Source organism: Paenibacillus sp. Y859 (assembly GCF_056786405.1).
This window is the reverse complement of record NZ_JBXCIZ010000006.1, coordinates 89,119-114,342: the sequence shown is the minus strand read 5'-3', so window position 1 is coordinate 114,342 and position 25,224 is coordinate 89,119. Positions and strand designations below refer to the sequence as shown.

Here is a 25,224-nt window from a genome sequence, read left to right as displayed (position 1 = left end):
TAGGGGTACAACACACCCCGTTATTTCATATACAATTCTACCAACTCATAGCATCTTTCCTTTGTAACTCGTGATAGAGTAGCAACATATTGTAATGATTCCATTGATCCACCTTTATACTCCAATGATTCATCCTTTGCTGTTTCATCTCTATATGTTATCCAATTTAATTGTTTCTCCTTTAATTCAGCCATTTCGCTTGTTGATAGTTGTTCCTTTAACGCGCTATAAATTTCATTTAAAGCAGTATCCCATCTTTTATACGTTTCTTCCGCGGCAGCTTTCATTGATACTGTTGTTCCCTCATCATTTAAGTCTTGTAAATCGGCAAGACTCTCTTCTATATTATTTAACTTTAGAAGATACTCATCCTTCGTCTCCGTAGCGGCAGTCTCTTTCTCAATAACAGGTGCTTCTTCTTGTGTCATTTCTTCTTGATCTGTGTTTACTGGTTGCTGTATATTAGCACCCTCATTCATGTTATTACTACAACCTGTTAATAAAATGCATGCTAGTATTATCAATATCAACAATTTCCTCATCTGTATTCTCCTATCATCTGATTAATTTTTTCAATCTCCGCCACCCTGTTAATCTTAGTTGTCCAATTGCTGGAGACCTCATATAGATAGACGCATACTCGACAAATATTGTTGCATTATTTTGCCCGTTGGACAAATAACTAGCAATAATGTATCGCTTAGGGGGGAATCCCTATCCGAAAATATCCTGCATAAGCTGCGCTTAGCGATGGATGTAGTTACAGATTTGATGTCATCCTAAAAACTCGAACACAGGTTATTAATCATGTTGCTAACATAATTGACTGCGATTGTATTTATCCTTTAATGGCTTTAAATAGAGCAGCCTTAGATATCAAATTCATTGCTTTAGCACTACCTGCAAAAGATATGAGAATTTCACCAAGAATTTCACCATATGTCCTTACTTGTTTGTCCGTTGGATCCGTATACCTCAACGGATTATTACTCACATACGTATACAAATTCAATGTCTGTGGATTCTTAATATCCCCTTCATACGTATCCTCATTATAATTCGTAAGTAAAATCCTAAAAAATAACCACATTAAGTTTTTCATACGCATGTGGTTCTAAATAACCGAGAATCCCTTATTCCCAATGTAACTGAGCTATTAACTCCGACCAACTAATCATTTTCAGTTCGTTTTCAGAATTATCCTCTATTTTATAAATAAAATAGTCTGGCTCTCCTTCATGATTATTCACGATTCTGAAATCACACCAATCTTCCTCGTACATGTTATTTAATACTGAAAATTGTTTTGATTTAACGTTGTAGAAGACAATCTCTGTTACATCAGGTACTCTATCCTCTGAAATAAACACGATATAATCATCATTCGCTGTTAAAAAACGATGAAATCTATAGGGCTCAACTTGGAAACAAAACTCCTGTTCTAATGTTTTTCTATGGACTCTCCACATATGCCCATTATTATAATCACTTTCAAGTAGTAACCCATCTTTATCTGTATCAATAATTTTTAAATAATACAGATATTTATCTGTAAAATATACTTCATGAATATCAAAGTCTCCATGTTGAATGATTTCCGATTTCATATCATTATTTATATTAACCATCCAAATCGACTTTGTTTGTATTGTATTTTCTGGTTCCGTAATAATGTTGCCATTAAAATCATTTTTTCTGATATGTGTTTTAGAAAAAAATACATTTTCATTCGACATCGCAAGAAAATCGATTGACTCTCCATTTGAATTTATAAACAATGATTTGTATGATTTCAAACTTGAAATATTCAATAAATCACCTCCTTATGGGGTTAGTACATTTGCTGGAAGAGTTGGCCAAAGAATAGGATTAAAGAGGGTAATATCCTAACCCCTCTATATAAGATAGCCTCCTCCAACTACAGCTGCACCAGTTCCAATATCTCTTGAGTCTATTGAACTTATAGGTTGGGTGGATGGTGTTGGAACAGCTTCCTTCCATTTATATCTCAATTTTTTATCCATTTCTTTCTGTACCCACTTTGGTGGTGATCTTGGACTATTCTTTTTCTCACTATGATGAAGGTTTCCCTCTTCATCACGCGACCATTGCTCGCCATTTGGTTCAAAAATATGACCATGTCTATTGGATCTAGTGCCATCATTCTGTGCATCAACTCTTCCCTTATACCCCGCGCCTAAATCCACATTTCTACCAAAAATGTACCCAGCACTACTTGCAGCATTTATTTCTAATTGAGTTAGATTTACAATTGTACCGTAGTAATTAAATCAAGAGTCCTTTGGAAATTTGCAGTTTGAGTAACGAGATACCATACTATCGAAAACATACATAGAATGGTTACAAGAATCCAACATATCTTACTAACATTTAACATATAACCCTCCAATATGAATAATCTAACTCAACTAATACGGGGTACAAAATATTTCATCCATACTTCTATATTGCTATGCATAAATGAATGATTAGCAAGCTGATTGTTCCGTTGTTTTTTTGGAATTGTAACTTTCACATTTTCAGCATCTCCGAATGTACGACCTGCTCGCGCACCCTCTTCCAAAGATCCCCTCCATTGACCTGAATTATATCGTATTTATTATATACATTAATATGTTGATTAACTTCAACTTCCAACTGATATTCACGTACTGGTGTCGCAATAGTAATAAGAGTTTCAACTTTCATTGTAGGATCAAGTTCAGCGAGACGGTTAGCTATCAATATCGCAACATTCCCACCATGACTATGACCGATTAATCTTATTGGGTCATTTCTATTTGCTTTAAGTGTATGCCACTTATAAATCTGATCTGCCAAGGCATTCGTTTCATTGACTCGGGATGGGTCATCATTTCCACTATTCCAATTCAATTCACCGCTTGTCTCCTGAACAAGATCTTCAACATAGCTCACAAATTCAGCAGTCCAAGTTGAATATCCCTTATCTTCAGGATTTGCACCAGTACCATGGATGAGCCAAGCTCTATGCCCACTAAGATCAACATAAATTAAAGGATTATTGTGTACGTAGGTGTACAGATTAAGAGACAATGGATCATTCAATTCCCCTTCATACGTATCCTCATTATATTTCGTAAGTAAATTCCTAAAAAATAACCACATTGAGTTGTTACACTCGCATGTGTCAAATGGTTTGAATAGTTATACTGTTTTGTAATGATTACGAACACCTAAATTCTGTTTATAAAGAATCTATCATTTTACGAACATAAATATCAATTAATTCAGAGTTCTCATTAAAAACAAAATAGACTTCAACATCTGTAACAAAAATTATCCGATATTCTCCAATATGAACCGATAAACGCTTTTTACCTACTTCCTCTTCAAGATCGATTCTATAACCATTTATATAACTTATTTTAACATCTGACCAACCTTTCTTATGATTTGCGAATTGAATAATATCGTCCATCTGTGTTCCCACTGGGAATTGAGACAACATTTTTTGGCGTATTGTATTCTCTGATCGTGTTAAAGGATTGAACACTATTTTCATACTTGCAATAAGTATTGTAACAATTACAATTAGAACGATTGCAAAAATCATTTTCTTTACCATATTTGCCACCAAGGTTTCTTTGTTTCTTTTATTTCTTCTGGTTCAATGAAATATTCGATCAGAACGGGTTTTCCATATCCAGGGAGAATCCTATCTGGTTTTTCGATTTTGTATCCTGCCACTTGCAAGAAACCAGTAACAAATGTATTTGAATTGTAAGCATTACCTCCTTTTCTAGGGAACAGATCATAATCAATTGATTTCCGTTCTGAATTTTCCACGAAGTTGTCGAAAAATTTTAAGAAATCTATTAATTCTGTGTCGTCTTCCTGTTTGCCCAGTTTTATCATATCTGTTTTAATATCAAGAATTATATCTTTATCTCTATTAATACCAGCTTTTAATTTCGGATTCATCACCCTTGACTGCCCTGCTCCGATAGTCATATATTGCATACCCCTTTCCTCATCAAAATTATCCTGAAAATCCGCAGTATTCCAATACTCACTTTCTTCATCTATAAATATGATTATACTTAAATGATAACGCCCCGCAGCCACTTCATGAGCCCCGACGTACATCTCAACCTTATGTCCGCTTGGATCAATATACCTCAACGGATTATTATGCACATACGTATAAAGATTCAAACTCAGCGGATTATTCAATTCCCCTTCATACGTATCCTCACTAATAAAGCGTCCTACCTCAGAGTCAAAATACCGCGCACGTGCGTAAGAATGACTGCTATTGAAGTCATATCCTAGCCCAGTATAACCGAATAGGTTATCCGGTCCTGCCCAGTTCAAGTCGAACTTCTGAGCGTCTTTGGCTACTCCGAATTCATCGTAGTGGTAACGTGCTGAGACACTACCATCTGCACCTAGGAGTCCTATCGCACTACCACGTACATCACTCATATAATAGAGTGTCTTCGGTGTGGTGTTGCCTGCGGCTCCGCTTGCTCCTGGAGTTGGTTCCCAACCATCTCGCATCCCTGCGGGATTACTGCTTGGGTAATTACTTTGCTTCGTACCGGTTCCCAAGGTTACGCTTATGGATACCCGATTGCTATCTCCATCATAACCATAGGATGTCTGGTCACCTGAATAGTTCGTGTTCCCGATGAGTCGATTGGCTCCATCCCAACGATTGGATTCGATCGTCCGTGGGCCTGCTAAGGCCATACTATTTAGGTTAGCTTGGCTATTTAGTGCTGTCGGATCGATTCCATATACACTCGACGAAACGCTCAATCCAGTTAATGGGTCAACAACCCATGGATCGATGACGCCTCCAGCGCTTGCATTTGGATCTACAATTTATCCATCACAGCGCTAAAAGCAGAATACTTTATATATGGTTGGTAATAGTTTCTGACTATTTCTAATTCCCAAGGATACAAAATTACTACCCCCCCCTAGAAACAGGCTACCAGAAAAATCTACAAGTCTACTTTACTATTATACACAGAATGTCTAATGCTATTTCGAAAGAAAAACCACATGGAGTATACTCACATGTGGTCAAACTTGTTGTAAAAACCCTTCACTATTTTGTCACTCTCATCAGAACTTTTAAAGTTAGGTTTTAGACTTTTCGAGAGTTATCTTTATTTCCTTTAACATTTGATAGTATTCTTCTCTTTCTTGATTAGAGAATCTCTCTCTATCTTCTGGAAAATCTAGTTTGTTATTTTGAATTAACTGCAAGAAGTCTTCTATAAATAAACTAACTAAATCACATATGTTAGGATTCTCATTCCAATCCCTTTCCTCTACTTTCGATAGTGCTTCTAAAACCTCACCATCTCCTAAATATCCAGCTAAGGGGTTCTCTTTTAATCTTTTCAATGCTTCTGGAATAATGGAGTCTAAATGCATCGTTTGTCTTATTAACTTTGCAATATCACCATCATTCAAGTCTTTGAGCATTACATTTTGAATGCTACCATACCAAATAGAAAGAGGGACTCCTTCATCAACCACGAAATTTTCAGTAAAGCCCTCCAATTTTGATATTTCATGAATCGTTAGGTTTCTTATATTAATCTTCATAATATCACTCCTACGGTTTAACAGAATCTCTTATTTTCTTTACCTTATCTAAAAACCTCTGTCCCTTATTAATAGCATCTTGAACTGCTTTTTTTGTTACTTTCGATGTGTCTCTTTCAAAAGACTTACTCTGTTGAGCATTCTTCAGCCTTTCAATCATTTTTTTAATTTTGGCTTCTGATTGCTCAACTTCCTTAATATGATTCCATGGTTTTCCGGTTTTAGGGTTCAATTTTACATTACCATTTTTATCATATAAGAAACCGTCCTTTAACTCTTTTTCGTATGCTTCTAGATGTTTTTGATTATTAACAGCTTTTAAGTTCTTCTCAATATTTTTAATTTGATCTTTTTGTGTGTTTGTAAGCTCATTATCAATAATTTCTTTGTCACTTAATGGCTTATCACTTGTACCTACAATAGCACCAGCTATACCTATAGTACTGTACTTTATACCGCTCCATAATGTACCGAATATATTTGGCATAGCCCCAGACATCGGAATGGCTAAACCGCCGCCTCCACCGCCACCGCCCTGTTCATGCTTATGTCCACTCGGATCCGTATACCTCAAAGGATTATTGCTCACATACGTATACAAATTCAACGTCTGTGGATTATTCAGTTCCCCTTCATACGTATCCTCACTAATGAACCGTCCTACTTCAGAGTCAAAATACCGCGCACGCGCATAAAAATGACCACTGTTGAAATCATATCCTAACCCGGTGTAACCGAATAGGTTATCCGGTCCTGCCCAGTTCAAGTCGAACTTCTCTGGGTTTTCTGCTACTCCGAATTCATCGTAGTGGTATCGTGCTGAGATACTTCCGTCTGCGCCTAGAAGACCTATCGCACTACCACGAACATCACTCATGTAATAGAGTGTCTTCGGTGATGTATTGCCTGCTGCTCCGCTGGCTCCTGGCGTTGGTTCCCAATCTGTACTTGCATCTGCGCTTGGCAGATAGCTCATACTGATTCGTTCTCCACCCGATCCGTAGACATAGGACTGCTTCCACTTGTTCCCGCTCGCATCGGTTGCCATTAATGGCTCTAGTAAGCTTAGCATTATATCGTTCGTGAAGTAGATATCCATCTGTTGCTTCTTGTATTGTGGTTCCCAGCCATCTCGCAACCCTGCTAGATTGGTGCTTGGGTAATTACTTTGCTTCGTACCGGTTCCCAAGGTTACGCTCATGGATACGCGATTGCTGTCTCCATCATAACCATAGGAAGTCTGATCTCCGGAATAGTTGGTGTTCCCGATGAGACGGTTGGCTCCATCCCAACGTTTGGATTCAATCGTCCGTGGGCCAGAAAGTGCCATACTCATCAGACTATTTAGAGTATCCAGACTATCTAGTGATGTCGGATCGTTTCCGTATACATCCGCTGTTACACTTAGGCCAGATAATGGGTCTACTACCCATGGATCGGTGATTCCTCACTTCCACCTGACTGGCGTTCGCTATGAAAAATAGTATTTCTTTGGCGTAATCCTTTATTGGCTTTAGCCACGAATAGAAATGAACTAAACCATCGGGATGACACTCAATTCTTAGTGTATTCTTTCTTGATTTTGGTACATAGTTAAGTTGATAGGAGATGTGTAGATAATGCTCACGAAGGCGTAATTGAAACGGATTAAAGAAATCCCAATACACTTCCTTCGGACTATATTAGAGGGCAAGGTGGCTAGCCTTCATATTGCCTTACCTGTATAAGTGAACTGGTCGTAACCAGATTGCTATTCTATTAAAGCTTTCAGTTGATTTTTTTAAAACCCTCTCCTTATACAAGTCGTTCCATTTATATAAATGTGTGCGAATAGTATAGAAAATTTGAAAATCTTAGAGAAAGCGAACATAACAAAAAACAGGCTAATCATAGTCGTATCTGACCATAATCAACCTGTCTAGTGAGAGAGGGTAATTTATTTAGATGTTTATTTCTAGCTTCAACCTTTAATGTGTGTGCACGTTAATGGTTCAAAATCTTTATGGGTATTACATAGGTTATATCGGTTATTGGTTGAATGATGGGTTCATTCGACACTGGGTAGCCCCACCAAAGACGAAACCTTGATAAGTTCCTCCAGTTTTACCCGTCCCCTAGTTAATAAAGCGGACGGTGACTATTTGTCAACAATCACACGCCCATCACATTTATTTATTCATTAAATTCTTCAATTAATTTGCCTAGCTTAGGTCTTGTATAGTGCCTTCTTCCAAATCAATTAGAAATATCTTCATTTCAATAAACAAATTTTCTGTTGTCTTTAGTAAATATTGATTTGAATGATCAGTTTGGTATAGTAAAGCCCAGTCCCCACGAGAAAATCCTTTTAATCTCCCCTCAATTAAATTAATTTTAAGGTAGCGAACTTCTTTTGTAGAAGTGTTTTCAAAAACTAATTGCTCAAATTGATTTTTTTGATATAAATTTACTAACTCAAAGTGATACTTATACTTTCCATCGTCAGTTGTCTTTGAAGAATCACTTATTACACTTCCACCCTGATTATTATGAATATATATTTCCTCATAATAAACTGCAGAAAATGAAACTAGTATCACACTTATGGTTATTATAAATATATTAACCAAAACACTCGATGATAACCAGTGTTTAATCAATAGGAATATCAGGATTATTCCTAATATAACCGTTAACCCACCTAGTATAAGCGTATTTAACCGACCTACAATGTCCATAGATTTCTGCAATCCAGCTGTTTCAGTATAAATGTACAAAATTAAGCCTACAAAGCTAGCTATAATTGAAAAAACGCTTACCATTTTAATCCACATAGACATTTCCAGCCTCCAATCTTTATTACCTAATGTTAGGTGTAATATACTTCTCCCACACCTTAACATTTGAATGCATATATGAATAGTTCGAAATGCCATAAGTTACTAGCACTCTTCTATGGAAAGGTAGTTTTACCTGAAAATTTTCAGCTTGACCTAAAAATTGTCTTTCAGCTAATAAACCTTCGTCAAAAGCACCTCCAACGGTCTGGATTCGGTCATATTTATTATAAACATTTATATGTTGACCTACTTCAACAGTTAATTGATATTCTCGAACTGGTGTTCCAATTGTAATAAGTGTATCTACCTTCATACCTTTCTCTTCAAGAAGATTAGCTATTAAAATCCCTACATTCCCCCCGTGACTATGGCCAATTAATCTTATCGGCTCATTCTTATTTTCTTCACGTGAATGCCATTTGTATATCCAGACCGCCCATTCTTTAGCGAAAAGCTCACGATCTTCAATTGTATTTCCTCCATTCCACTCAATTACAAAGGATTTTGCATCTTCACTGAAGACATGATTATCGATGTAGTCTATGAATTCTTCACTCCAAGTACTAGGATCAGAACCTATTCCGTGAATAATCCAAGCTCTATGCCCACTCGGGTCAACATACCTCAATGGATTATTATGCACATACGTATAAAGATTCAAACTCAGCGGATTGTTCAATTCCCCTTCATACGTATCCTCACTAATAAACCGTCCTACTTCAGAGTCAAAATAACGCGCACGAGCATAAGAATGACCGCTGTTGAAATCATTTCCTAGTCCTGTGTAACCGAATAGATTATCCGGTCCTGCCTAGTTCAAGTCGAACTTCTCTGGGTTTTCCGCTCCCCCCCAAACTCATCATAGTGGTAACGTGCTGAGACACTACCATCTGCACCTAGGAGTCCAATTGCACTACCACGTACATCACTCATATAATAGAGTGTCATCAATGTGCTATTGCCTGCGGCTCCGCTTTGGGAATCCAACAAATATAAAAAAAAGCCACAAGTAGCTTATCTCGCTTGTGGCGTACTATTAAAGAAATTCACTCCAATCTTTTCGATGCTCCTGTTTTCATATCTATCTCAAATTTCTCTTCTGGTATACGCAGTTCTTTTGTTGTATATAAATTGTAACGATCTGATACATCGGTAGGGTACAAAACAATCCAATCATCTCTTCCCTCATCACTGAAAATTACCACTATGCTTTTTGTATTAATATCAACATCAATATTTTTTTCTTCACCGGTAGAAATATTTCTCACATACAATCGCGCACGGCTATTTTTTTGAAAAACATTAACTAAATCAATGTTATACTCATACTTTTGATCTGAAGTTATTTTTAATGAATCACTTCTAACTCTTTCCGTTATCCATCCCTCAGTACTGCTACTCTTAATTAAACTAAATGAGATAGTTATTAGGACAATCATGCCCAAATAGAAGAATAAGAATGATATCTTACTAGAAGGATTCCAACCTACAAAGAACAACCATATAGATAAAACTATTAAGAAAAAACATGGAACCCCAAAATATATCATTTTGACCGTTTCAACTAAATCTAATTGCCTTTGAAAATTTGCTGTTACTCCTAAGACAAACCATATTAGTGATACAGCACCAAAAGTGGTCACACCTAACCAAAGGACCTTGCACCAAAGTTGCATCACAACACCACTCTCCTGAATTTTACATAAGATTTTAGAAAGGAAGACTTAAAGCTGATCCTTTATTCAACAAATTCAGGCGTGCTTCAACATACTTCTTCCACACATTTATATTACTATGCATATTTGAGTGAGCTTCAAGTGATTTGGAGCCCGTGACTCCAACGTCCTTTTTACCAACCTCAACATTCCCACCATGGCTATGACCAACTACTCTTATAGGTTCATTCGGATTCCGTAAATGATATTTATAAATTTCATTAAAAATTTCATTTGCCGCTTGCGAACGAGCACTATTGGAATTACCACCACTCCAATCCGCACGCTGAACAGGCTCTTTAATTAAATTTTTTAAATATATCAAGAATTCATCAGTAAAAGAATCCCTTCCCTTTTTTTCAGGATTTGCAAAAGTTCCATGAATGACCCAAGCTTTATTCCCACTCGGATCCGTATACCTCAACGGATTATTACTCACATACGTATACAAATTCAACGTCTGTGGATTTTAAATATCCCCTTCATACGTATCCTAGTTAATAAAGCTACTTCATTCAATAAAATAGACGATAACTATTACATAATAATCATCGTACTGTAGCACCGACATATTACTTTACATTTTCATAAACGAGTTTAACTTTTCTAAATAAATCTACCAATAAGGATTCTATATCACTCTTTATTTAACTTTTCAGAGCTATTACGTTTTACATCAATTAAATAACGACCCATTGGAAATGGAAACTTTTCATTAGTGTACAGAATATATTGTTCATCTACTTGCGTGGCAATTAAATTCCCCCAGTTATTAACTTCATGCATCGAAAATCCTCCAATATATCTAGTATCGATATCTAATGAGATATAAACTATTTCTTCTGTCTGTACGTTTTTCATGTACAATCTTGCTAAACTATTTTTTTGAAACATGTTTACTAGCTCTATCTTATATTCGTATTTATTATCCACAGATGATTTAATTGTTTCACTATGTATTCTAGGCTGCAACCAACCATAGTCCTCTACAGAATTATATAAATTATATCCTAATACCATAAATATGATTATTAAAAAAAAATTTGATAATAGTTAACTTTAAGGGGCTACTACCCTTCTTACTTCCTTTTTTATTTCTGTAAAGTAAAAAAAGAGAAAATGCTAGCAACAACAGAGAGGGAACTCCTAAATACATGAATAACACAGTCATTATTAAATCAAACCCGCGCATAAGAAAACTACTAGCACCTAGAATAAACCATATAAATGAACCTAAATTGAGTACAATTGCAACAATAAAAATGTAATCAATTAACTTCTTCAACGTATGACCTCCTAACGAAGCTAATTTAATTGAATCTCAAATCATAGCTATTACTAATCCTCATAAATCGAACTATGCTTCGGTTAAAAAAACAAAATATAGCAAATGAATATTGGAAATCTCAAAAGTTAAGCCTTGATATTAATTCAATAAATTGTTCCTAAAAAAGTAATCTTGTCTTATTCCTTAATACGTCGACAAAGTCCCATTGGACTCTGTCGATAATTTTTAATTATAACACTTAATTCTATCTCTCTATTTTTTCCAATTATTAGCTAGTATCGGAGTTATATATTTTCCCCATACATCAATATTCGCATGCATTTTATTCAAATGCACTTCTATTGGACCTACCTTTTCCTCAAATTCCACAGCTACATTAGCAGCACCATTAAAAGTTCTAAGTGCTTTCCCTAGTAACCATATACCTCCACCATTTGCTTAAACAGCATCATTTTCATTGTATACATTAATATGTTGACCTACTTCGAAGTTATTCTAACTGCTAATATAACTAGTACTATAATTAATATCCCTGTTACTATGCGTTTCATAAATCACCTTTTCCACAATATTAATTTGCAGGCATTGAATACTCATAGTTTCTAATCACTTTTACTCCTCAAATGTAATGTCTGTAGTTTACTAGACCGTAATTTTTCTGTCCAGATGAGTAGAGCCAACCCAGAAATCATTATGCCCTGGGTGGGGGGGCGTTTTGAACAGCCGCCACTCATACTCTCCGAGTGGTTATCTGTCTTGTTAGCGAAACAGCCGCTGATAAAAAGAAACCACAATCGAGAAGTTAATCTCGTTCGTGGTCTCCTAGCTCTTTTGACTAGATCATTAGTCATTCTATTGAACTTCCATTTAAGGCCTTAAAGGTTCTTAAACTTCCTTTCAGAGTATATGTTCTACCCGAGACGATTATCCCCGTATTAAATTGACTAATTTCGAGCACCTGCTCATTCTTCATATTAGAGATTTGAAGTTCTTCCAGTCTAGGAAATTGATGTTTCAGGTTTGAAATATCGACTTGGACATTACAGTCAATTAACCAGAGACTTTTCAATTGCTTAAACTCTCTAATTTCAGATAGTGTAATTCCGATAGAATTACCATTCACAATTAATGCTTCAATGCCTTGGAAAGTTTGAAGTGTTCGTAAATCAAGTTTTTTACAACCTTCAATAATCATCCTAGTTACTCGGCTATTATCACCTGTAAAACGTTCCAAATTTCTGCAGCCTAATACACTAATATTCTTCAAACTTGATATTGCCGCAGTGTCTCCTAATTCCTTAAATTTTCCGCGCTTAAAAGCAATATAACCCAAAGGTACACTACTCCATGTTGTTAAGTCGAACTGCATAGTGCGATACAAGTCTAATTTCGTTACATATTTACAGCTAGCTATCGCTGATAGGTCTTCTTTTTGTTCAACAAAGAGATCAATATTATCTACTTGTGCTTGAGAGAGTAATGCTATATTTCTGAAACGATTATCAATTGAAATATTTATATATTCACCTTTTTTAAACCATTCGATGCCCTCTAGCGACGTTATGTGATGTCCATATAGTATAAGACTTTTCACATTCGGAAATGCCCTTAATATATAAATGTTTTTTAATGAAGAATAGTAGTCTATCATCAGACTTTGAATGTGTTCAACCCCTTCAACACTTTTCCAATGCTCTATAAAGGTATGTTCATCTAACTCTACCTCAATGCCCGGTTGATTGCTTATTGTCATGCTATTATATTGAGACTCTATACGGGTAATTCCAATGAAATTGGACTCATCTACTTTAAGTTCCATAGACTTGAATCATCATCCTCTCGATCAAGATGAACCTTGAACTAAAACAAAGCAAGTTAGTTGTCTTGCTTTGTTTTAGTTCTTACAGTTAGTTGTTAGTTATATGATAATTTCGGCATTAGGCAATATAGGATTTAATAGACCAGGAACAAAATTCCCCCATGCATCCAAATCTCCCCAAAGCGCTTCTGCCTCTGCTTTCCAGAAGGAATACTCATCCTTATCAATATATACTTTATTTCCACTAGAGGGAACTGACTGATAAGTTTTATGATATTTAGTTTTGGAAAACCATCCCCCTTTCGAGTATCCAATAGTAAACACTCCACCTTCGTCTTGCATATAATAAGGAGCAAATTCATATTGTGATTTTCTCATTTCCATAGACATACTGTAATAATCGAATACTCCAAAAACAGAATTTACGCGATTACCACCTTTTAAAGCTAATTTAGCATTAACATCAATACTAACATTATGACGAGCTTTCCATATTGGAGTGTGTTTAGCATTAGCTGCATTAATATCCAGGTCAGCTTTTACTTCAAGTACCTTAACTGTAGTATCAGGATGTGTAACAAGTGCTTTCCACTTGTGTTTTCCCATTCGTTTTTTTATGTCTTGAACAGTTGAACCAATATATGTTTGAGCTTGTCCATTATAAGGTCCCTCAATAAAATAAACATGACCAACTACAACAGGAGCAAATCCTGTCGGATCAACATAAATTAGCGGATTATTCTCCACATACGTATACATATTCAAGCTTAGTGGATTCTTAATATCCCCTTCATACGTATCCTTACTAATCAACCGTCCTACTTCAGAGTCAAAATACCGCGCACGCGCATAAGAATGACCACTGTTGAAATCATATCCTAACCCGGTGTAATCGAATAGGTTATCCGGTCCTGCCCAGTTCAGATCGAACTTCTGAGCGTCTTTGGCTAAGCCGAACTCGTCATAGTGGTAACGTGCTGAGACACTACCATCTGCACCTAGAAGGCCAATTGCACTACCACGTACATCACTCATATAATAGAGTGTCTTCGGTGTGGTGTTGCCTGCGGCTCCGCTTGCTCCTGGAGTTGGTTCCCAATCCGTATTTGCATCTGCACTTGGCAGATAGCTCATACTGATTCGTTCTCCACCCGCTCCGTAGACATAGGACTGCTTCCACTTGTTCCCGCTCGCATCGGTTGCCATTAATGGCTCAGGTAAGCTTAGCGTTATATCGTTAGCGAAGTAGATATCCATCTGTTGCTTCTTGTATTGTGGTTCCCAACCATCTCGCAACCCTGCTGGATTGGCGCTTGGGTAATTGCTCTGCTTCGTACCAACGCAAACACCTTAAGCTACCATTAAGGTTCTCAAGTGCGTTATAAGGTCCGTTTGAAAACACTGCTGTATAGATTGTTATTGGGCTAGTGCAAATCCACAAGACTAAGAGCTCTAAGCGGAGATCAAGTTTTCAAAGAGTGGATCACCTTCTACAATGAAAATAAAAGCCACGTAGAGTTGTTACACTCGCACGTGGCTATAAAAATGAATTTAATCGCTATAACGTAGGTATAATCCTCTGAGGTAAGAACACCGTATCATTTAGCTCTACTCTCAAACTGTTTCCTAGTGCATTACTGCGATACGTCAAGAATATCTATCTACGATAATAGGGTATGCTTAGTGAAAACTATTAACTAATTTTCTGTTGAAAAATATCACGCAAATATTGCTCAACAGCACAAAATTGCTTGAATTTTTCATCTTCGATCTTGAGCTCATTCCACTCTTTATTAGATTCATTGAAAAAGCTTGATCTCCAAAGAAGTTCTTTTTCAAGCATAAATAAGTAATATGCAATCCTTTTACTCATCACTAATTCATTGATTGTTTCTCTTCTTATCATCTCTAGCAAATCATAGAATTCTTGCCCCAGATCTAATGTATTCAGATACTCGCTTAGCATATTACTAGTTTGATCTTCTTCTGTGTCTTCAGTCACATTAAAAGCTAAGAAGTCGACAATATACTTTTCGAAAACAATGCACAATTCTTGTAACTCATCATACTTTTTATTTATACTTTTCAACAAATCAATTAATGAGAGGATATCTGTGTAAGTATTCCAAACGTATTTTAATATATATCTGCTTACAAATTGATTATTTACAGACTCATTAACCTTTATTAATAATAAATCCATATGATCCAAGGATGTTTGGCTTAATTCATTTTCGCATCTCAATTCAACACTTATTTTAATCAATAATTCAACTAAATTTTCTTCTAGATCCCAGGTATCCATCCAACAATCGCCTTCCTTTGAATTCGTGATCGAATAGCAATTTCTTTATCAGCCCACGCGAAATTCTTAGCAGTTTTATAATCCATATGAGTTCTATCTAAATTTGATGGAACCCAAGGATACTTCGATGTAACTTTTGTTAAGTCAACCACAATTATTCCATTGCCATGATTATAATGTTGTGCTCTAGTCAAATCAACAGTCGTTGAAATCCATGGGTCATTTTTTTCTGGATGTTCTTTACTCTTTGAACCATAAGCTACATGTGAAGTTAAGCTCCACAGCCCACCAGGGTTCTTAGCAATTATATCTTTGCCTGCAGCTAGATTCTTTACATCCAAATTACTAATCGCTCTATAAATATAAACACCGTTTTTTTTCTAAATTTCTCAATATCATTATAACTAAGCAGAGGAAGCCCTAATTTATTTGCTGAGGAGTTATTTCTTATCCATTCAGCTTCTCCTTCATTAAGTAACGTCGGATTCAGGAAAAGTGAACCTATAGTAAAGCCTGCTGCTCCGCTTTAGAAATCTAACAAATATAAAAAAAGCCACATGGGTTGTTACACTCACATGTGGTCGCAAGACATAGCCTAATATTATTAAATTAAGTACTACAATTACCTGCTAAAACTTTATCCGATTTTGTAATTTCAAACTCTTGTAAATTAATCACCTATTCGAGTTAACACTTGTATCTGTTATACGATCCCTAATCTACTCTAATTCAAATGAGTTACTGGTCATTTTAACATCAGGGTTCAATTCCTTTAACTGTATGCCATACTCTTTCTTCATTCCTGAAATATGCAAAGATTCTAGACTAGGAAAGTATTCTTTGAGATTAATTAAGTCAACCTGCACATTACATAAGATGAAATCAATATGCTTCACGTGCTTTAACCCCCCGATTTCAGTTAAATTCATTTCCCTTGAGCAGCTATTTACAATTAACACTTCAATTCCTTCGAAAGTCTTTAATGTACGTAAATCCAGTTTATTGCAGCTTACTACTACCAGTCTTTTAATTGTGCTATTATCTCCTTTAAATCGTTCCAGACTACGGCACCCTAAGACATCTACAATAGCTAAGTTCTGTATAGCTGCTATATTGCCTAATTCTTTAAATTTACAGCTTTTAAAAGAAAGCCATTCAAGTGGAACGTCTTTCCATTCTGCTAAATTCGGTTCCATTGAACGATAAATATCTATGCTCTTAAGAAATTTGCATCCTGAAACAGCGGATAAATCCTCGACTCGTTCTACATAAAGTTTCATGCGTTTCACTTTTGTTCGGGAAAGCTGAGAGATATCCCTGCGTCGATTGCGAACAGTCTCAATACTTATATATTCACCTTTACTAAACCACTCAATCCCATCAAATGATTGGATGTTATGTCCATAGACAACCAAAATTTTCAGATTAGTAAATGCGGTTAATACGATGAGATTTTTTAAAGAAGAGTTATAGTCGATCGTCAATTCTTCAACATTATCAATACCTTTAATTTGTATCAGATGCTCAATCAGAGCCTCGGCATTAACCTGTATTTCTGATGGGTTACTGATTATCAAGCTATCATATTGCGGTTCTATATGAGTCAGTTGTGTAAACTGAGATTCATCCAATACAAGCTCTTCTGACATTATTGTCATCCTTCCTGATTATATGGTAGCCCAAATGAAACCTAGTTTCATTTGGGCCTTTACTTTACACTGCTATATAACTATTTCTGAACTTGGTAGTACTGAACTGCACCCTGATTGTTAGACACAACTAACAATTGGAGGTGCAGTTCAGAGTATATACTCACATGTGGTCTTGTCAGTTCCAATCGAGAAAGCGAAAGCGGAAGCGGAAGAGAACACCTGAACGTAAGACACCCACTTTAATGATTCTGAGCAAATGTTACTATACACTCATTCTAATCTCTTTGAGTTACCGGCTACAATATCGATCAGCAATCTCCTCTGAGATACTGGTAGATATTCCGTTGTGGATAAATAATAATGATCTGGCATATCCGTTGGACTCATTATTGCCCAATCCCACTCGTCATCCTTTATCTTCATTATTCCACCTATCTCATTTGCATTTATCTCAATTGAGATATACATTTCTTCACCTGTTGTTACATGCTTAACATACAATCGTGCACTACTATTTTTTTGGTACAAATTGACTAATTCGATTCGATATTCATATTTACCATCTGACGTAACTTTTAATGGGTCACTCATAATCTTGTCATGTAACGAATGGATACTGGTCCCTTGAACTATCGATACAGATAATTGGACACCAACTAGTATCATTATCCACAAAATCACATAACTTAATTTACTAGAAGGACTCCACCCTTTTACTAATAAAATAAAAGATAAAATTACTAATATTAATGTAGGAAGACAAAGGAATAGAAGGGTAATCGTAGTAATTAAATCAAGAGTCCTTTGGAAATTTGCAGTTTGAGTAACGAGATACCATAGTATCGAAAACATACATAGAATCGTTACAAGAATCCAACATATCTTACTAACATTTAACATATAACCCTCCAATATGAATAATCTAACTCAACTAATACGGGGTACAAAATATTTCATCCATACTTCTATATTGCTATGCAGAAGTATGAATAGCAATTAGATTGTTCCAATAATTAGGGGGGCAATGTATTTCATCCATACTTCTTTATTACTATGCATAAATGAATGATTAGCAAGCTGATTGTTCCGTTGTTTTTTTGGAATTGTAACTTTCACATTTTCAGCATCTCCGAATGTACGACCTGCTCGCGCACCCTCTTCCAAAGATCCCCTCCATTGACCTGAATTATATCGTATTTATTATATACATTAATATGTTGATTAACTTCAACTTCCAACTGATATTCACGTACTGGTGTCGCAATAGTAATAAGAGTTTCAACTTTCATTGTAGGATCAAGTTCAGCGAGACGGTTAGCTATCAATATCGCAACATTCCCACCATGACTATGACCGATTAATCTTATTGGGTCATTTCTATTTGCTTTAAGTGTATGCCACTTATAAATCTGATCTGCCCAGTCATTCGCTTCATTGACTCGGGATGGGTCATTATTTCCACCATTCCAATTCAATTCACCGCTTGTCTCCTGAAAAAGATCTTCAACATAGCTCACAAATTCAGCAGTCCAAGTTGAATATCCCTTATCTTCAGGATTTGCACCAGTACCATGGATGAGCCAAGCTCTATGCCCACTAAGATCAACATAAATTAAAGGATTATTGTGTACGTAGGTGTACAGATTAAGAGACAATGGATCATTCAATTCCCCTTCATACGTATCCTCATTATAATTCGTAAGTAAATTCCTAAAAAATAACCACATTGAGTTGTTACACTCGCATGTGGCAAATGGTTTGAATAGTTATACTGTTTTGTAATGATTACGAACACCTAAATTCTGTTTATAAAGAATCTATCATTTTACGAACATAAATATCAATTAGTTCAGAGTTCTCATTAAAACCAAAATAAACTCTCACATCTGTAACAAAAAAAATCTTATATTCTCCAATATGAACCGATAAACGCTTTTTACCTACTTCCTCTCCAAGATCGATTCTATAACCATTTATATAACTTATTTTAACATCTGACCAACCTTTCTTATGATTTGCGAATTGAATAATATCGTCCATCTGTGTTCCCACTGGGAATTGAGACAACATTTTTTGGCGTATTGTATTCTCTGATCGTGTTAAAGGATTGAACACTATTTTCATACTTGCAATAAGTATTGTAACAATTACAATTAGAACGATTGCAAAAATCATTTTCTTTACCATATTTGCCACCAAGGTTTCTTTGTTTCTTTTATTTCTTCTGGTTCAATGAAATATTCGATCAGAACGGGTTTTCCATATCCAGGGAGAATCCTATCTGGTTTTTCGATTTTGTATCCTGCCACTTGCAAGAAACCAGTAACAAATGCATTTGAATTGTAAGCATTACCTCCTTTTCTAGGGAACAGATCATAATCAATTGATTTCCGTTCTGAATTTTCCACGAAGTTGTCGAAAAATTTCAAGAAATCTATTAATTCTGTGTCGTCTTGCTGTTCAGAAAATTTTATCATATCCGTTTTAATACTAAGATCCCTATCTTTTGTTCTATTAATATCAGCTTTTAGTTTCGGATTCATCACCCTTGACTGCCCTGCTCCGATAGTCATATATTGCATACCCCTTTCCTCATCAAAATTATCCTGAAAATCCGCAGTACTCCAATACTCACTTTCTTCATCTATAAATATGATTATACTTAAATAATAACGCCCCGACGTACATCTCAACCTTATGTCCGCTTGGATCAATATACCTCAACGGATTATTATGCACATACGTATAAAGATTCAAACTCAGCGGATTATTCAATTCCCCTTCATACGTATCCTCACTAATAAAGCGTCCTACCTCAGAGTCAAGATACCGCGCACGTGCGTAAGAATGACTGCTATTGAAATCATATCCTAGCCCAGTATAACCGAATAGGTTATCCGGTCCTGCCCAGTTCAAGTCGAACTTCTCTGGGTTTTCTGCTACTCCGAACTCATCATAGTGGTAACGTGCTGAGACAACCCATGGATCGATGACGCCTCCAACACTTGCGGTTGGATCTACAATGCCTGTTGCATTGGGATCGATACCGGTGCTCGGGTCAATTCCCAACCCATACACACTATCCAATACGCCTGAATCGATAGAGTTGTCCCCTGTAATTCCCATTCGTAGACTATTCATTGCAGCTGCGCTATCGATCCCCACTACGTCGAGTAGGTATCTCCATTTCACTATCGCTATATTAAAGTCTCACTTCAATGGCTGCGAAAATACCAAAGAAAAAGAACCACATGGAGCGTTACACTCGCATGTGGCAGTATCCTTATGGATACGGTACAGGTTCTATTTTTTCACCTTCTCGCAACCACCAATATGAATCTTTTCCATAGTAAATTGTTTTAGCCCAGTATATTTCATCTTCATGATAGAGCATCATTTGATCCCCTTGTAATGTTTCCCCAGACCAAAATCTATTGATTCGTCCATACGCCTCATCTTCAGCAATTAAGAATAATTCAACCATTTCATTTATTATATCTTTTAAATATTCTTCTGCTCTTAGATCAGTCTTTAAAACTAATTGATTCAATTTGAGACTTACCTCCTTGTAATTTTATCGTCCGTAGCCTGGCGTCAATACTACTGGTTGAATATTTTTAATTAACCAGTTTGCCATCTTTGATGAGTTTATACTTATCTGATGTCCCCAAGGTTTGGGATTTCCATTACCTTTTACCCACCCTGTATTACCAAGCATTGGACCTTCGACGTAATCATATAAGTGAAGTTTTCCTCCAGTGCGATTGTTTTTAACAAAGGTTTCCCAATCTTTATTTGCTGAAGTGAATACTTTTCCATTAAACTCTCTTAGCTCAGAAACTTCCACTATGAACACAAGTATTACTCCATCGGCACCCGCCCAAGCTGAGGCTTGTATTAAATTCCGGGTTACATAAAATCCTTGACCAAAGTCTGTATTCTTCCTTTGCTTAGTTAAATCAATCCCATTAAATATACTGCTGGAACTCGTCTTAGTAGTGGCATGATAAAGAAATAAAATATCATCCTTTTCCGATTCCTTAGTATTTATACAATAAACGGCGTCCCGCTTCATCAAACTCATATTTAACCGAGCGTCCATCTTCATACTTTATCTGCGCCAACTGATTGTCAGCATTGTAAGCACAGGAAGTTGTAAGGGCATCCGGCTCCATGAATTTAAGCAGATTTCTATTACTGTCGTAGGTAAAGCTTGTCTTCTCCCTCAGCGGATTTATCGACTCTACAACTCGGTTCACTTCATCATATTGATAGGCAGTGACCGATCCCAAGGCATTGTTCGGGTTTAGAAATCTGAAATGGCTACAGGCTAATCAGAACATGCGATCGCCCTTTTTCATACTCAAACAGTCGGAAAATCTCGTATAAAAGCATTCATCCATCTGGGCCGACTTCTGAACGCGTAGCGTTCGTTTATAGCTTATTTTAATCTGTCTGAAAGCGCTAGGAGATTTTAGATGCTATACTTTGAAGCAATCTTCAAGTTACATATTATAAATCCTTTTTGGGTTTCCTTAATTGTTTCCATTCGTCACTGGGTACGTCATACAAAGACAAAAAGAAGCCGCAAGTAGTGATAACCACCTGTGGTTTTGATTGTTTAATCATACTGGACTTAAACTTCCTGCTCCATAAAAAGCTCTCAAACCCGAAACAGTAGCTTCCTTAAGTTTAATTTTACCATAATAGGTGCAAATAACCGTAAACCTCTATCTTCAGGTGATATCAATCATGATTATCTGTATCTCAAAATTCACAGTATTCTTAAAGAAAACATATTATTGTTTTTTAAATACCCATTGGTTTCTGGAAAACTGTTCATCAATCTTGTTATTATACATCTCCTCTGTCAAAACTTTCATTCCCTGATTCAGAAACGGCTTTAAACTAGTTTTAAGTGGTTCCTGAAAATCGCCCTCCATCATTTCTGTAACCATTAACTCAATCGACTCTGGGCTTTCAACTATACTAAGTTTGAATTTACATGAGTCCATCTCTTTCTCTGTTGTCAATACAACACAATTTATAAGAAAGCTCTCTTCTATTTCTCTTGCTTCTTTTTTATTTTTTGGTCGAAACCATATCCGGTCAGTTTTGTCTTTAAATGTTTCAATCTCCTCTTTAGTAAAAGGTTCATGATATGGATCCTCATACTCAAAATATAAGAACTCACCACTCTCTGGAAAGCTAAAAACAATCTCCAACAAATTATCCAAAGCATCACTACTACCTTGGAAAATATTTTCCAAATAATAATCTGACATTTTCATTCTCCTCACCAAGGATATGCTTCATCATTGCCATAAAGATGCAAATTGGGGTTACTTCTAGGATGGAAATGGTCTCGGAAATAATAATTACCTCCCCATTTTGGGCCAAATACGCCCTGAGATCACCTACATTTTGCCACAAAGGGTTACTCTTAGTCGTATCTATATATTTTAATGATGCTGTAACATTCATATTGCTAGTTAATATTCTTAGGATAGCATCCTTCTCACTCAAAATCCCCCTCTTCTGATCTAAAATTAAAGTAGTACTAAAACCCTCCTCAGAGGTATAGTCAATTGCTAAAAGTCCATCTCCACTGTATACAAACTTTGCACTTCCTTCCATACACCCATTAGAAAGATAGTTACATGCATTATTTCTTACTTCACTTCCTCCAGCCGTCATAGATTCTTTGGATTTCCCCGTATCCTTAACATACTTATTATACTGTTTAGAACTCATGTCATTTAGGAGTTTCCAACCAGACTGATAACCGTAAAGATCATGCTGAGCAAATTGATTTAAGTAAGCATCATAACCATACGCTTCTTCAAGCTTATGCCCACTCGGATCCGTATACCTCAACGGATTATTACTCACATAGGTATACAAATTCAGCGTCTGCGGATCATTAATATCCCCTTCATACGTATCCTCACTAATAAACCGTCCTAGTTCAGAGTCAAAATACCGCGCTCGTGCGTATGAATGACCGCTGTTGAAATCATACCCTAACCCCGTATAACCGAATAAGTTATCCGGTCCTGCCCAGTTCATATCGAACTTCTCTGGGTTTTCTGCTACTCCGAATTCATCGTAGTGGTATCGTGCTGAGATACTTCCATCTGCGCCCAGAAGACCTATCGCACTTCCACGTACATCACTCATGTAATAGAGTATCTTCGGTGATGTACTGCCTGCTGCTCCGCTGGCTCCTGGCGTTGGCTCCCAATCTGTAATTTCATCTGCGCTTGGCAGATAGCTCATACTGATTCGTTCCCCACTCGCTCCATAGACATAGGACTGCTTCCACTTGTTTCCGCTCGTATCTGTTGCTTCTTGTATTGTGGTTCCCAGCCATCTCGCATCCCTGCTGGATTACTGCTTGGGTAATTGCTCTGCTTCGTACCCGTACCCAACGTTATGCTCATGGATATGCGATTGCTATCTCCATCATAACCATAGGATGTCTGATCTCCCCCAATAGTTGGTGTTCCCAATTAGACGGTTGGCTCCATCCCAACGATTGGATTCTATCGTCCGTGGGCCGGATAATGCCATACCATTTAGATTAGCTTGGCTATTTAGTCTGTCGGATCGATTCCATATACATTCGACATAACGCTCAATCCAGTTAATGGGTCAACACCCCATGGATCGATGACGCCCTAGAGATCGAAGATGAAAAGTTCAATAAATTTTGTGTGGTAGACCAATATGTGAGATATGGGTTGGGATTTGACCCGAACACCGGTATAAGCCTTGATCCGAATGCAAGTGTTGTTCCTTAGAATCTTTTTCATGGATGGACGCCCCTTTTTCTTTGGTTGTAGGGCGTCTATCCCTTGTAATGCTAAGCTTTTTTGCAAGCTTAAAAGGGTACTATAGCTAGCAATATTAAATATAGCAGACGTCCCATTTTCGTTCATATAATGAAGTACGTCTAGTTTATCCTGTACAGAATACAGTGTATAGCCCTTTTTAAAAGACTCATCACCATGATGTTTATATTGTTTAATCCATTTTATGAATACGGAATGATGGACACCGATTGACTTCGCAATCGTCTTAAGACTTTCTACTCCGTTTAGATAACGGTTGACTGCTTGTCTTTTTTGATCTGTACTGAACTTGGTCATAGAAAAACTGCACCTCCAATTGTTAGTTTTGTCTAACAATCGGGGTGCAGTTCAGAGTTGTTACACTCGCATGTGGCTAATAGATTAATAATGTTTTTATTTAAATGAATTAACAATAGGATCAGCAATGTCCCAACTAATTAATTTAATTCCATATTGCTCCATCAATTTCTCTTCAGTGATTTTACCACTACGGGTTATCCCCCTATCAATATCAATTGTCTTATATGCTGCATTGGGAAATATTGAATTAAACGATTCATATTCCTCTAAATCACCCATGTAATAATCAGAACCGCCATGTGGATAATATATCTCAATAAGATCATTTTTGAGTAATGTGATATTCTTATTTCCGCTAGCTAATCTATCTTCCCATTTTCTGAATTTACCACGACCTTCATCTATTCCGACACCCTTATACTCTACTATTAAGGTGTCTTCAATAAGCTCCCTTCTATCATTTATTTCATATTCTAATCGAAATGGAAATTCTCTGTAGGTAATTACAGGTTTTCCCGGATTTTTTTCAAATAGATTACCAACATAGATAAGTACCCAAGGTAAAAATAATAATGATAAAAAGATAATAATCGAAAACAGTAATACTAATAGTATTACCCTAATATTCATTTATACCCCGCCTCCTTTAAAGCAGCAATGACAGCATCCATACCATGATTTTTGATAGAATTTTTGATGTTTTGAAATGGATTTTTAGTATCTATTGGATACTGTGTAGGCAAATAATGAACATTTCCAATAGGTTTGGATGTAGAATCAAATATTTGATTTAGCGCTTCACCTTTCACAATATTAATCCTCATTAGACCATCATAATCGTCTGGGTCTAAGTCATATTCACTTAAAT

Annotated in this window: 34 protein-coding genes and 1 pseudogene; all 35 read right to left on the bottom strand. The window is 36.4% G+C overall.

The window, feature by feature from the left end:
- Positions 1-20 precede the first annotated feature (20 nt).
- The 35 genes and pseudogenes from AC1TO8_RS14695 to AC1TO8_RS14525 all read right to left on the bottom strand — a co-directional run bounded on the left by AC1TO8_RS14695 (position 21) and on the right by AC1TO8_RS14525 (position 25,180).
- Entirely contained in the window at positions 21-542 is a 522-nt protein-coding gene (locus AC1TO8_RS14695) for a lysozyme inhibitor LprI family protein (RefSeq protein WP_482056366.1), read from the bottom strand.
- 296 nt (positions 543-838) lie between these two features.
- Entirely contained in the window at positions 839-1,102 is a 264-nt protein-coding gene (locus AC1TO8_RS14690) for a hypothetical protein (protein ID WP_482056480.1), read from the bottom strand.
- Positions 1,103-1,133: 31 nt separating this feature from the next.
- Complete coding sequence (locus AC1TO8_RS14685) at positions 1,134-1,811, bottom strand: hypothetical protein (RefSeq protein WP_482056365.1); 678 nt, start codon at positions 1,809-1,811, stop codon at positions 1,134-1,136.
- Between the two features lie 84 nt (positions 1,812-1,895).
- Positions 1,896-2,207 carry a hypothetical protein gene (locus AC1TO8_RS14680; RefSeq protein ID WP_482056364.1) on the bottom strand — a complete coding sequence of 104 codons (312 nt, stop codon included), beginning with the start codon at positions 2,205-2,207 and terminating at the stop codon, positions 1,896-1,898.
- Between the two features lie 325 nt (positions 2,208-2,532).
- Positions 2,533-2,937: an esterase/lipase family protein gene (locus AC1TO8_RS14675; protein ID WP_482056467.1), complete on the bottom strand. Its 405-nt coding sequence runs from the start codon at positions 2,935-2,937 to the stop codon at positions 2,533-2,535.
- A 289-nt stretch (positions 2,938-3,226) separates the two neighbouring features.
- Positions 3,227-3,607 carry a hypothetical protein gene (locus tag AC1TO8_RS14670; RefSeq protein ID WP_482056363.1) on the bottom strand — a complete coding sequence of 127 codons (381 nt, stop codon included), beginning with the start codon at positions 3,605-3,607 and terminating at the stop codon, positions 3,227-3,229.
- Positions 3,601-4,803: an RHS repeat domain-containing protein gene (locus tag AC1TO8_RS14665; RefSeq protein WP_482056362.1), complete on the bottom strand. Its 1,203-nt coding sequence runs from the start codon at positions 4,801-4,803 to the stop codon at positions 3,601-3,603. Before AC1TO8_RS14665 ends, AC1TO8_RS14670 begins: the two co-directional genes overlap by 7 nt.
- Positions 4,804-5,130: 327 nt before the next feature.
- Complete coding sequence (locus AC1TO8_RS14660) at positions 5,131-5,604, bottom strand: contact-dependent growth inhibition system immunity protein (RefSeq protein ID WP_482056361.1); 474 nt, start codon at positions 5,602-5,604, stop codon at positions 5,131-5,133.
- Positions 5,605-5,614: 10 nt separating this feature from the next.
- Complete coding sequence (locus AC1TO8_RS14655) at positions 5,615-6,940, bottom strand: RHS repeat-associated core domain-containing protein (RefSeq protein ID WP_482056360.1); 1,326 nt, start codon at positions 6,938-6,940, stop codon at positions 5,615-5,617.
- Between the two features lie 865 nt (positions 6,941-7,805).
- Complete coding sequence (locus AC1TO8_RS14650; RefSeq protein WP_482056359.1) at positions 7,806-8,423, bottom strand: hypothetical protein; 618 nt, start codon at positions 8,421-8,423, stop codon at positions 7,806-7,808.
- Between the two features lie 19 nt (positions 8,424-8,442).
- Positions 8,443-9,066, bottom strand: coding sequence for an esterase/lipase family protein (locus AC1TO8_RS14645; protein WP_482056358.1), 624 nt, complete (start codon positions 9,064-9,066; stop codon positions 8,443-8,445).
- Positions 9,067-9,084: 18 nt separating this feature from the next.
- Positions 9,085-9,165, bottom strand: a pseudogene (locus AC1TO8_RS14640) (hypothetical protein); the annotation flags it as partial.
- Positions 9,166-9,469: 304 nt separating this feature from the next.
- On the bottom strand, positions 9,470-10,102 hold the full coding sequence (locus tag AC1TO8_RS14635; RefSeq protein ID WP_482056357.1) for a hypothetical protein: 633 nt from the start codon (positions 10,100-10,102) through the stop codon (positions 9,470-9,472).
- Between the two features lie 31 nt (positions 10,103-10,133).
- The gene (locus AC1TO8_RS14630) at positions 10,134-10,595 is read right to left on the bottom strand and encodes a hypothetical protein (protein WP_482056356.1); all 462 of its coding nucleotides are present in this window, start codon (positions 10,593-10,595) and stop codon (positions 10,134-10,136) included.
- Between the two features lie 179 nt (positions 10,596-10,774).
- Positions 10,775-11,158, bottom strand: a complete 384-nt coding sequence (locus AC1TO8_RS14625; RefSeq protein ID WP_482056355.1) for a hypothetical protein — start codon at positions 11,156-11,158, stop codon at positions 10,775-10,777.
- Complete coding sequence (locus tag AC1TO8_RS14620) at positions 11,142-11,423, bottom strand: hypothetical protein (protein WP_482056354.1); 282 nt, start codon at positions 11,421-11,423, stop codon at positions 11,142-11,144. Before AC1TO8_RS14620 ends, AC1TO8_RS14625 begins: the two co-directional genes overlap by 17 nt.
- A gap of 850 nt (positions 11,424-12,273) precedes the next feature.
- Positions 12,274-13,245 (bottom strand): hypothetical protein, encoded by a 972-nt coding sequence (locus AC1TO8_RS14615; RefSeq protein ID WP_482056353.1) that lies wholly within the window; start codon positions 13,243-13,245, stop codon positions 12,274-12,276.
- A gap of 99 nt (positions 13,246-13,344) precedes the next feature.
- On the bottom strand, positions 13,345-14,541 hold the full coding sequence (locus AC1TO8_RS14610; protein ID WP_482056352.1) for an RHS repeat domain-containing protein: 1,197 nt from the start codon (positions 14,539-14,541) through the stop codon (positions 13,345-13,347).
- A 397-nt stretch (positions 14,542-14,938) separates the two neighbouring features.
- Positions 14,939-15,550 (bottom strand): hypothetical protein, encoded by a 612-nt coding sequence (locus tag AC1TO8_RS14605; protein WP_482056351.1) that lies wholly within the window; start codon positions 15,548-15,550, stop codon positions 14,939-14,941.
- On the bottom strand, positions 15,532-15,891 hold the full coding sequence (locus AC1TO8_RS14600) for a hypothetical protein (protein ID WP_482056350.1): 360 nt from the start codon (positions 15,889-15,891) through the stop codon (positions 15,532-15,534). The genes AC1TO8_RS14605 and AC1TO8_RS14600 overlap by 19 nt, the downstream gene beginning before the upstream one ends.
- 378 nt (positions 15,892-16,269) lie before the next feature.
- Entirely contained in the window at positions 16,270-17,199 is a 930-nt protein-coding gene (locus tag AC1TO8_RS14595) for a hypothetical protein (protein WP_482056349.1), read from the bottom strand.
- A 273-nt stretch (positions 17,200-17,472) separates the two neighbouring features.
- Complete coding sequence (locus AC1TO8_RS14590; protein WP_482056348.1) at positions 17,473-17,793, bottom strand: hypothetical protein; 321 nt, start codon at positions 17,791-17,793, stop codon at positions 17,473-17,475.
- Between the two features lie 521 nt (positions 17,794-18,314).
- The gene (locus AC1TO8_RS14585; RefSeq protein WP_482056466.1) at positions 18,315-18,719 is read right to left on the bottom strand and encodes a PGAP1-like alpha/beta domain-containing protein; all 405 of its coding nucleotides are present in this window, start codon (positions 18,717-18,719) and stop codon (positions 18,315-18,317) included.
- A gap of 289 nt (positions 18,720-19,008) precedes the next feature.
- Positions 19,009-19,389 (bottom strand): hypothetical protein, encoded by a 381-nt coding sequence (locus tag AC1TO8_RS14580; RefSeq protein ID WP_482056347.1) that lies wholly within the window; start codon positions 19,387-19,389, stop codon positions 19,009-19,011.
- The gene (locus tag AC1TO8_RS14575; protein ID WP_482056346.1) at positions 19,383-19,775 is read right to left on the bottom strand and encodes a hypothetical protein; all 393 of its coding nucleotides are present in this window, start codon (positions 19,773-19,775) and stop codon (positions 19,383-19,385) included. Before AC1TO8_RS14575 ends, AC1TO8_RS14580 begins: the two co-directional genes overlap by 7 nt.
- A 67-nt stretch (positions 19,776-19,842) precedes the next feature.
- The gene (locus AC1TO8_RS14570; RefSeq protein ID WP_482056345.1) at positions 19,843-20,343 is read right to left on the bottom strand and encodes an RHS repeat-associated core domain-containing protein; all 501 of its coding nucleotides are present in this window, start codon (positions 20,341-20,343) and stop codon (positions 19,843-19,845) included.
- Positions 20,344-20,485: 142 nt separating this feature from the next.
- Positions 20,486-20,752 (bottom strand): hypothetical protein, encoded by a 267-nt coding sequence (locus AC1TO8_RS14565; protein WP_482056344.1) that lies wholly within the window; start codon positions 20,750-20,752, stop codon positions 20,486-20,488.
- A 24-nt stretch (positions 20,753-20,776) separates the two neighbouring features.
- Positions 20,777-21,286, bottom strand: a complete 510-nt coding sequence (locus AC1TO8_RS14560) for a DUF3990 domain-containing protein (RefSeq protein WP_482056343.1) — start codon at positions 21,284-21,286, stop codon at positions 20,777-20,779.
- Positions 21,243-21,461: a hypothetical protein gene (locus tag AC1TO8_RS14555; RefSeq protein WP_482056342.1), complete on the bottom strand. Its 219-nt coding sequence runs from the start codon at positions 21,459-21,461 to the stop codon at positions 21,243-21,245. The genes AC1TO8_RS14560 and AC1TO8_RS14555 overlap by 44 nt, the downstream gene beginning before the upstream one ends.
- Before the next feature lie 540 nt (positions 21,462-22,001).
- Positions 22,002-22,487, bottom strand: a complete 486-nt coding sequence (locus AC1TO8_RS14550; protein ID WP_482056341.1) for a hypothetical protein — start codon at positions 22,485-22,487, stop codon at positions 22,002-22,004.
- Positions 22,450-23,481 carry an RHS repeat domain-containing protein gene (locus AC1TO8_RS14545; RefSeq protein ID WP_482056340.1) on the bottom strand — a complete coding sequence of 344 codons (1,032 nt, stop codon included), beginning with the start codon at positions 23,479-23,481 and terminating at the stop codon, positions 22,450-22,452. The genes AC1TO8_RS14550 and AC1TO8_RS14545 overlap by 38 nt, the downstream gene beginning before the upstream one ends.
- Positions 23,478-23,714 carry a hypothetical protein gene (locus AC1TO8_RS14540; protein ID WP_482056339.1) on the bottom strand — a complete coding sequence of 79 codons (237 nt, stop codon included), beginning with the start codon at positions 23,712-23,714 and terminating at the stop codon, positions 23,478-23,480. The genes AC1TO8_RS14545 and AC1TO8_RS14540 overlap by 4 nt, the downstream gene beginning before the upstream one ends.
- A gap of 168 nt (positions 23,715-23,882) precedes the next feature.
- Positions 23,883-24,353: a transposase gene (locus AC1TO8_RS14535; RefSeq protein WP_482056338.1), complete on the bottom strand. Its 471-nt coding sequence runs from the start codon at positions 24,351-24,353 to the stop codon at positions 23,883-23,885.
- Positions 24,354-24,449: 96 nt separating this feature from the next.
- The gene (locus AC1TO8_RS14530) at positions 24,450-24,986 is read right to left on the bottom strand and encodes a hypothetical protein (protein ID WP_482056337.1); all 537 of its coding nucleotides are present in this window, start codon (positions 24,984-24,986) and stop codon (positions 24,450-24,452) included.
- Complete coding sequence (locus AC1TO8_RS14525) at positions 24,983-25,180, bottom strand: hypothetical protein (protein WP_482056336.1); 198 nt, start codon at positions 25,178-25,180, stop codon at positions 24,983-24,985. The genes AC1TO8_RS14530 and AC1TO8_RS14525 overlap by 4 nt, the downstream gene beginning before the upstream one ends.
- Positions 25,181-25,224: the final 44 nt, after the last annotated feature.

Coding starts and splice junctions, on each gene's coding strand:
- AC1TO8_RS14695 (WP_482056366.1), bottom strand. CDS start 542: ATGAGGAAATTGTTGATATTGATAATACTAGCATGCATTTTATTAACA.
- AC1TO8_RS14690 (WP_482056480.1), bottom strand. CDS start 1,102: ATGAAAAACTTAATGTGGTTATTTTTTAGGATTTTACTTACGAATTAT.
- AC1TO8_RS14670 (WP_482056363.1), bottom strand. CDS start 3,607: ATGGTAAAGAAAATGATTTTTGCAATCGTTCTAATTGTAATTGTTACA.
- AC1TO8_RS14660 (WP_482056361.1), bottom strand. CDS start 5,604: ATGAAGATTAATATAAGAAACCTAACGATTCATGAAATATCAAAATTG.
- AC1TO8_RS14655 (WP_482056360.1), bottom strand. CDS start 6,940: ATGAGTATGGCACTTTCTGGCCCACGGACGATTGAATCCAAACGTTGG.
- AC1TO8_RS14650 (WP_482056359.1), bottom strand. CDS start 8,423: ATGTCTATGTGGATTAAAATGGTAAGCGTTTTTTCAATTATAGCTAGC.
- AC1TO8_RS14625 (WP_482056355.1), bottom strand. CDS start 11,158: ATGGTATTAGGATATAATTTATATAATTCTGTAGAGGACTATGGTTGG.
- AC1TO8_RS14615 (WP_482056353.1), bottom strand. CDS start 13,245: ATGGAACTTAAAGTAGATGAGTCCAATTTCATTGGAATTACCCGTATA.
- AC1TO8_RS14605 (WP_482056351.1), bottom strand. CDS start 15,550: ATGGATACCTGGGATCTAGAAGAAAATTTAGTTGAATTATTGATTAAA.
- AC1TO8_RS14595 (WP_482056349.1), bottom strand. CDS start 17,199: ATGTCAGAAGAGCTTGTATTGGATGAATCTCAGTTTACACAACTGACT.
- AC1TO8_RS14590 (WP_482056348.1), bottom strand. CDS start 17,793: ATGAGTGACCCATTAAAAGTTACGTCAGATGGTAAATATGAATATCGA.
- AC1TO8_RS14580 (WP_482056347.1), bottom strand. CDS start 19,389: ATGGTAAAGAAAATGATTTTTGCAATCGTTCTAATTGTAATTGTTACA.
- AC1TO8_RS14575 (WP_482056346.1), bottom strand. CDS start 19,775: ATGACTATCGGAGCAGGGCAGTCAAGGGTGATGAATCCGAAACTAAAA.
- AC1TO8_RS14570 (WP_482056345.1), bottom strand. CDS start 20,343: ATGAATAGTCTACGAATGGGAATTACAGGGGACAACTCTATCGATTCA.
- AC1TO8_RS14560 (WP_482056343.1), bottom strand. CDS start 21,286: ATGAGTTTGATGAAGCGGGACGCCGTTTATTGTATAAATACTAAGGAA.
- AC1TO8_RS14550 (WP_482056341.1), bottom strand. CDS start 22,487: ATGTCAGATTATTATTTGGAAAATATTTTCCAAGGTAGTAGTGATGCT.
- AC1TO8_RS14545 (WP_482056340.1), bottom strand. CDS start 23,481: ATGAGCTATCTGCCAAGCGCAGATGAAATTACAGATTGGGAGCCAACG.
- AC1TO8_RS14535 (WP_482056338.1), bottom strand. CDS start 24,353: ATGACCAAGTTCAGTACAGATCAAAAAAGACAAGCAGTCAACCGTTAT.
- AC1TO8_RS14530 (WP_482056337.1), bottom strand. CDS start 24,986: ATGAATATTAGGGTAATACTATTAGTATTACTGTTTTCGATTATTATC.
- AC1TO8_RS14525 (WP_482056336.1), bottom strand. CDS start 25,180: ATGAGGATTAATATTGTGAAAGGTGAAGCGCTAAATCAAATATTTGAT.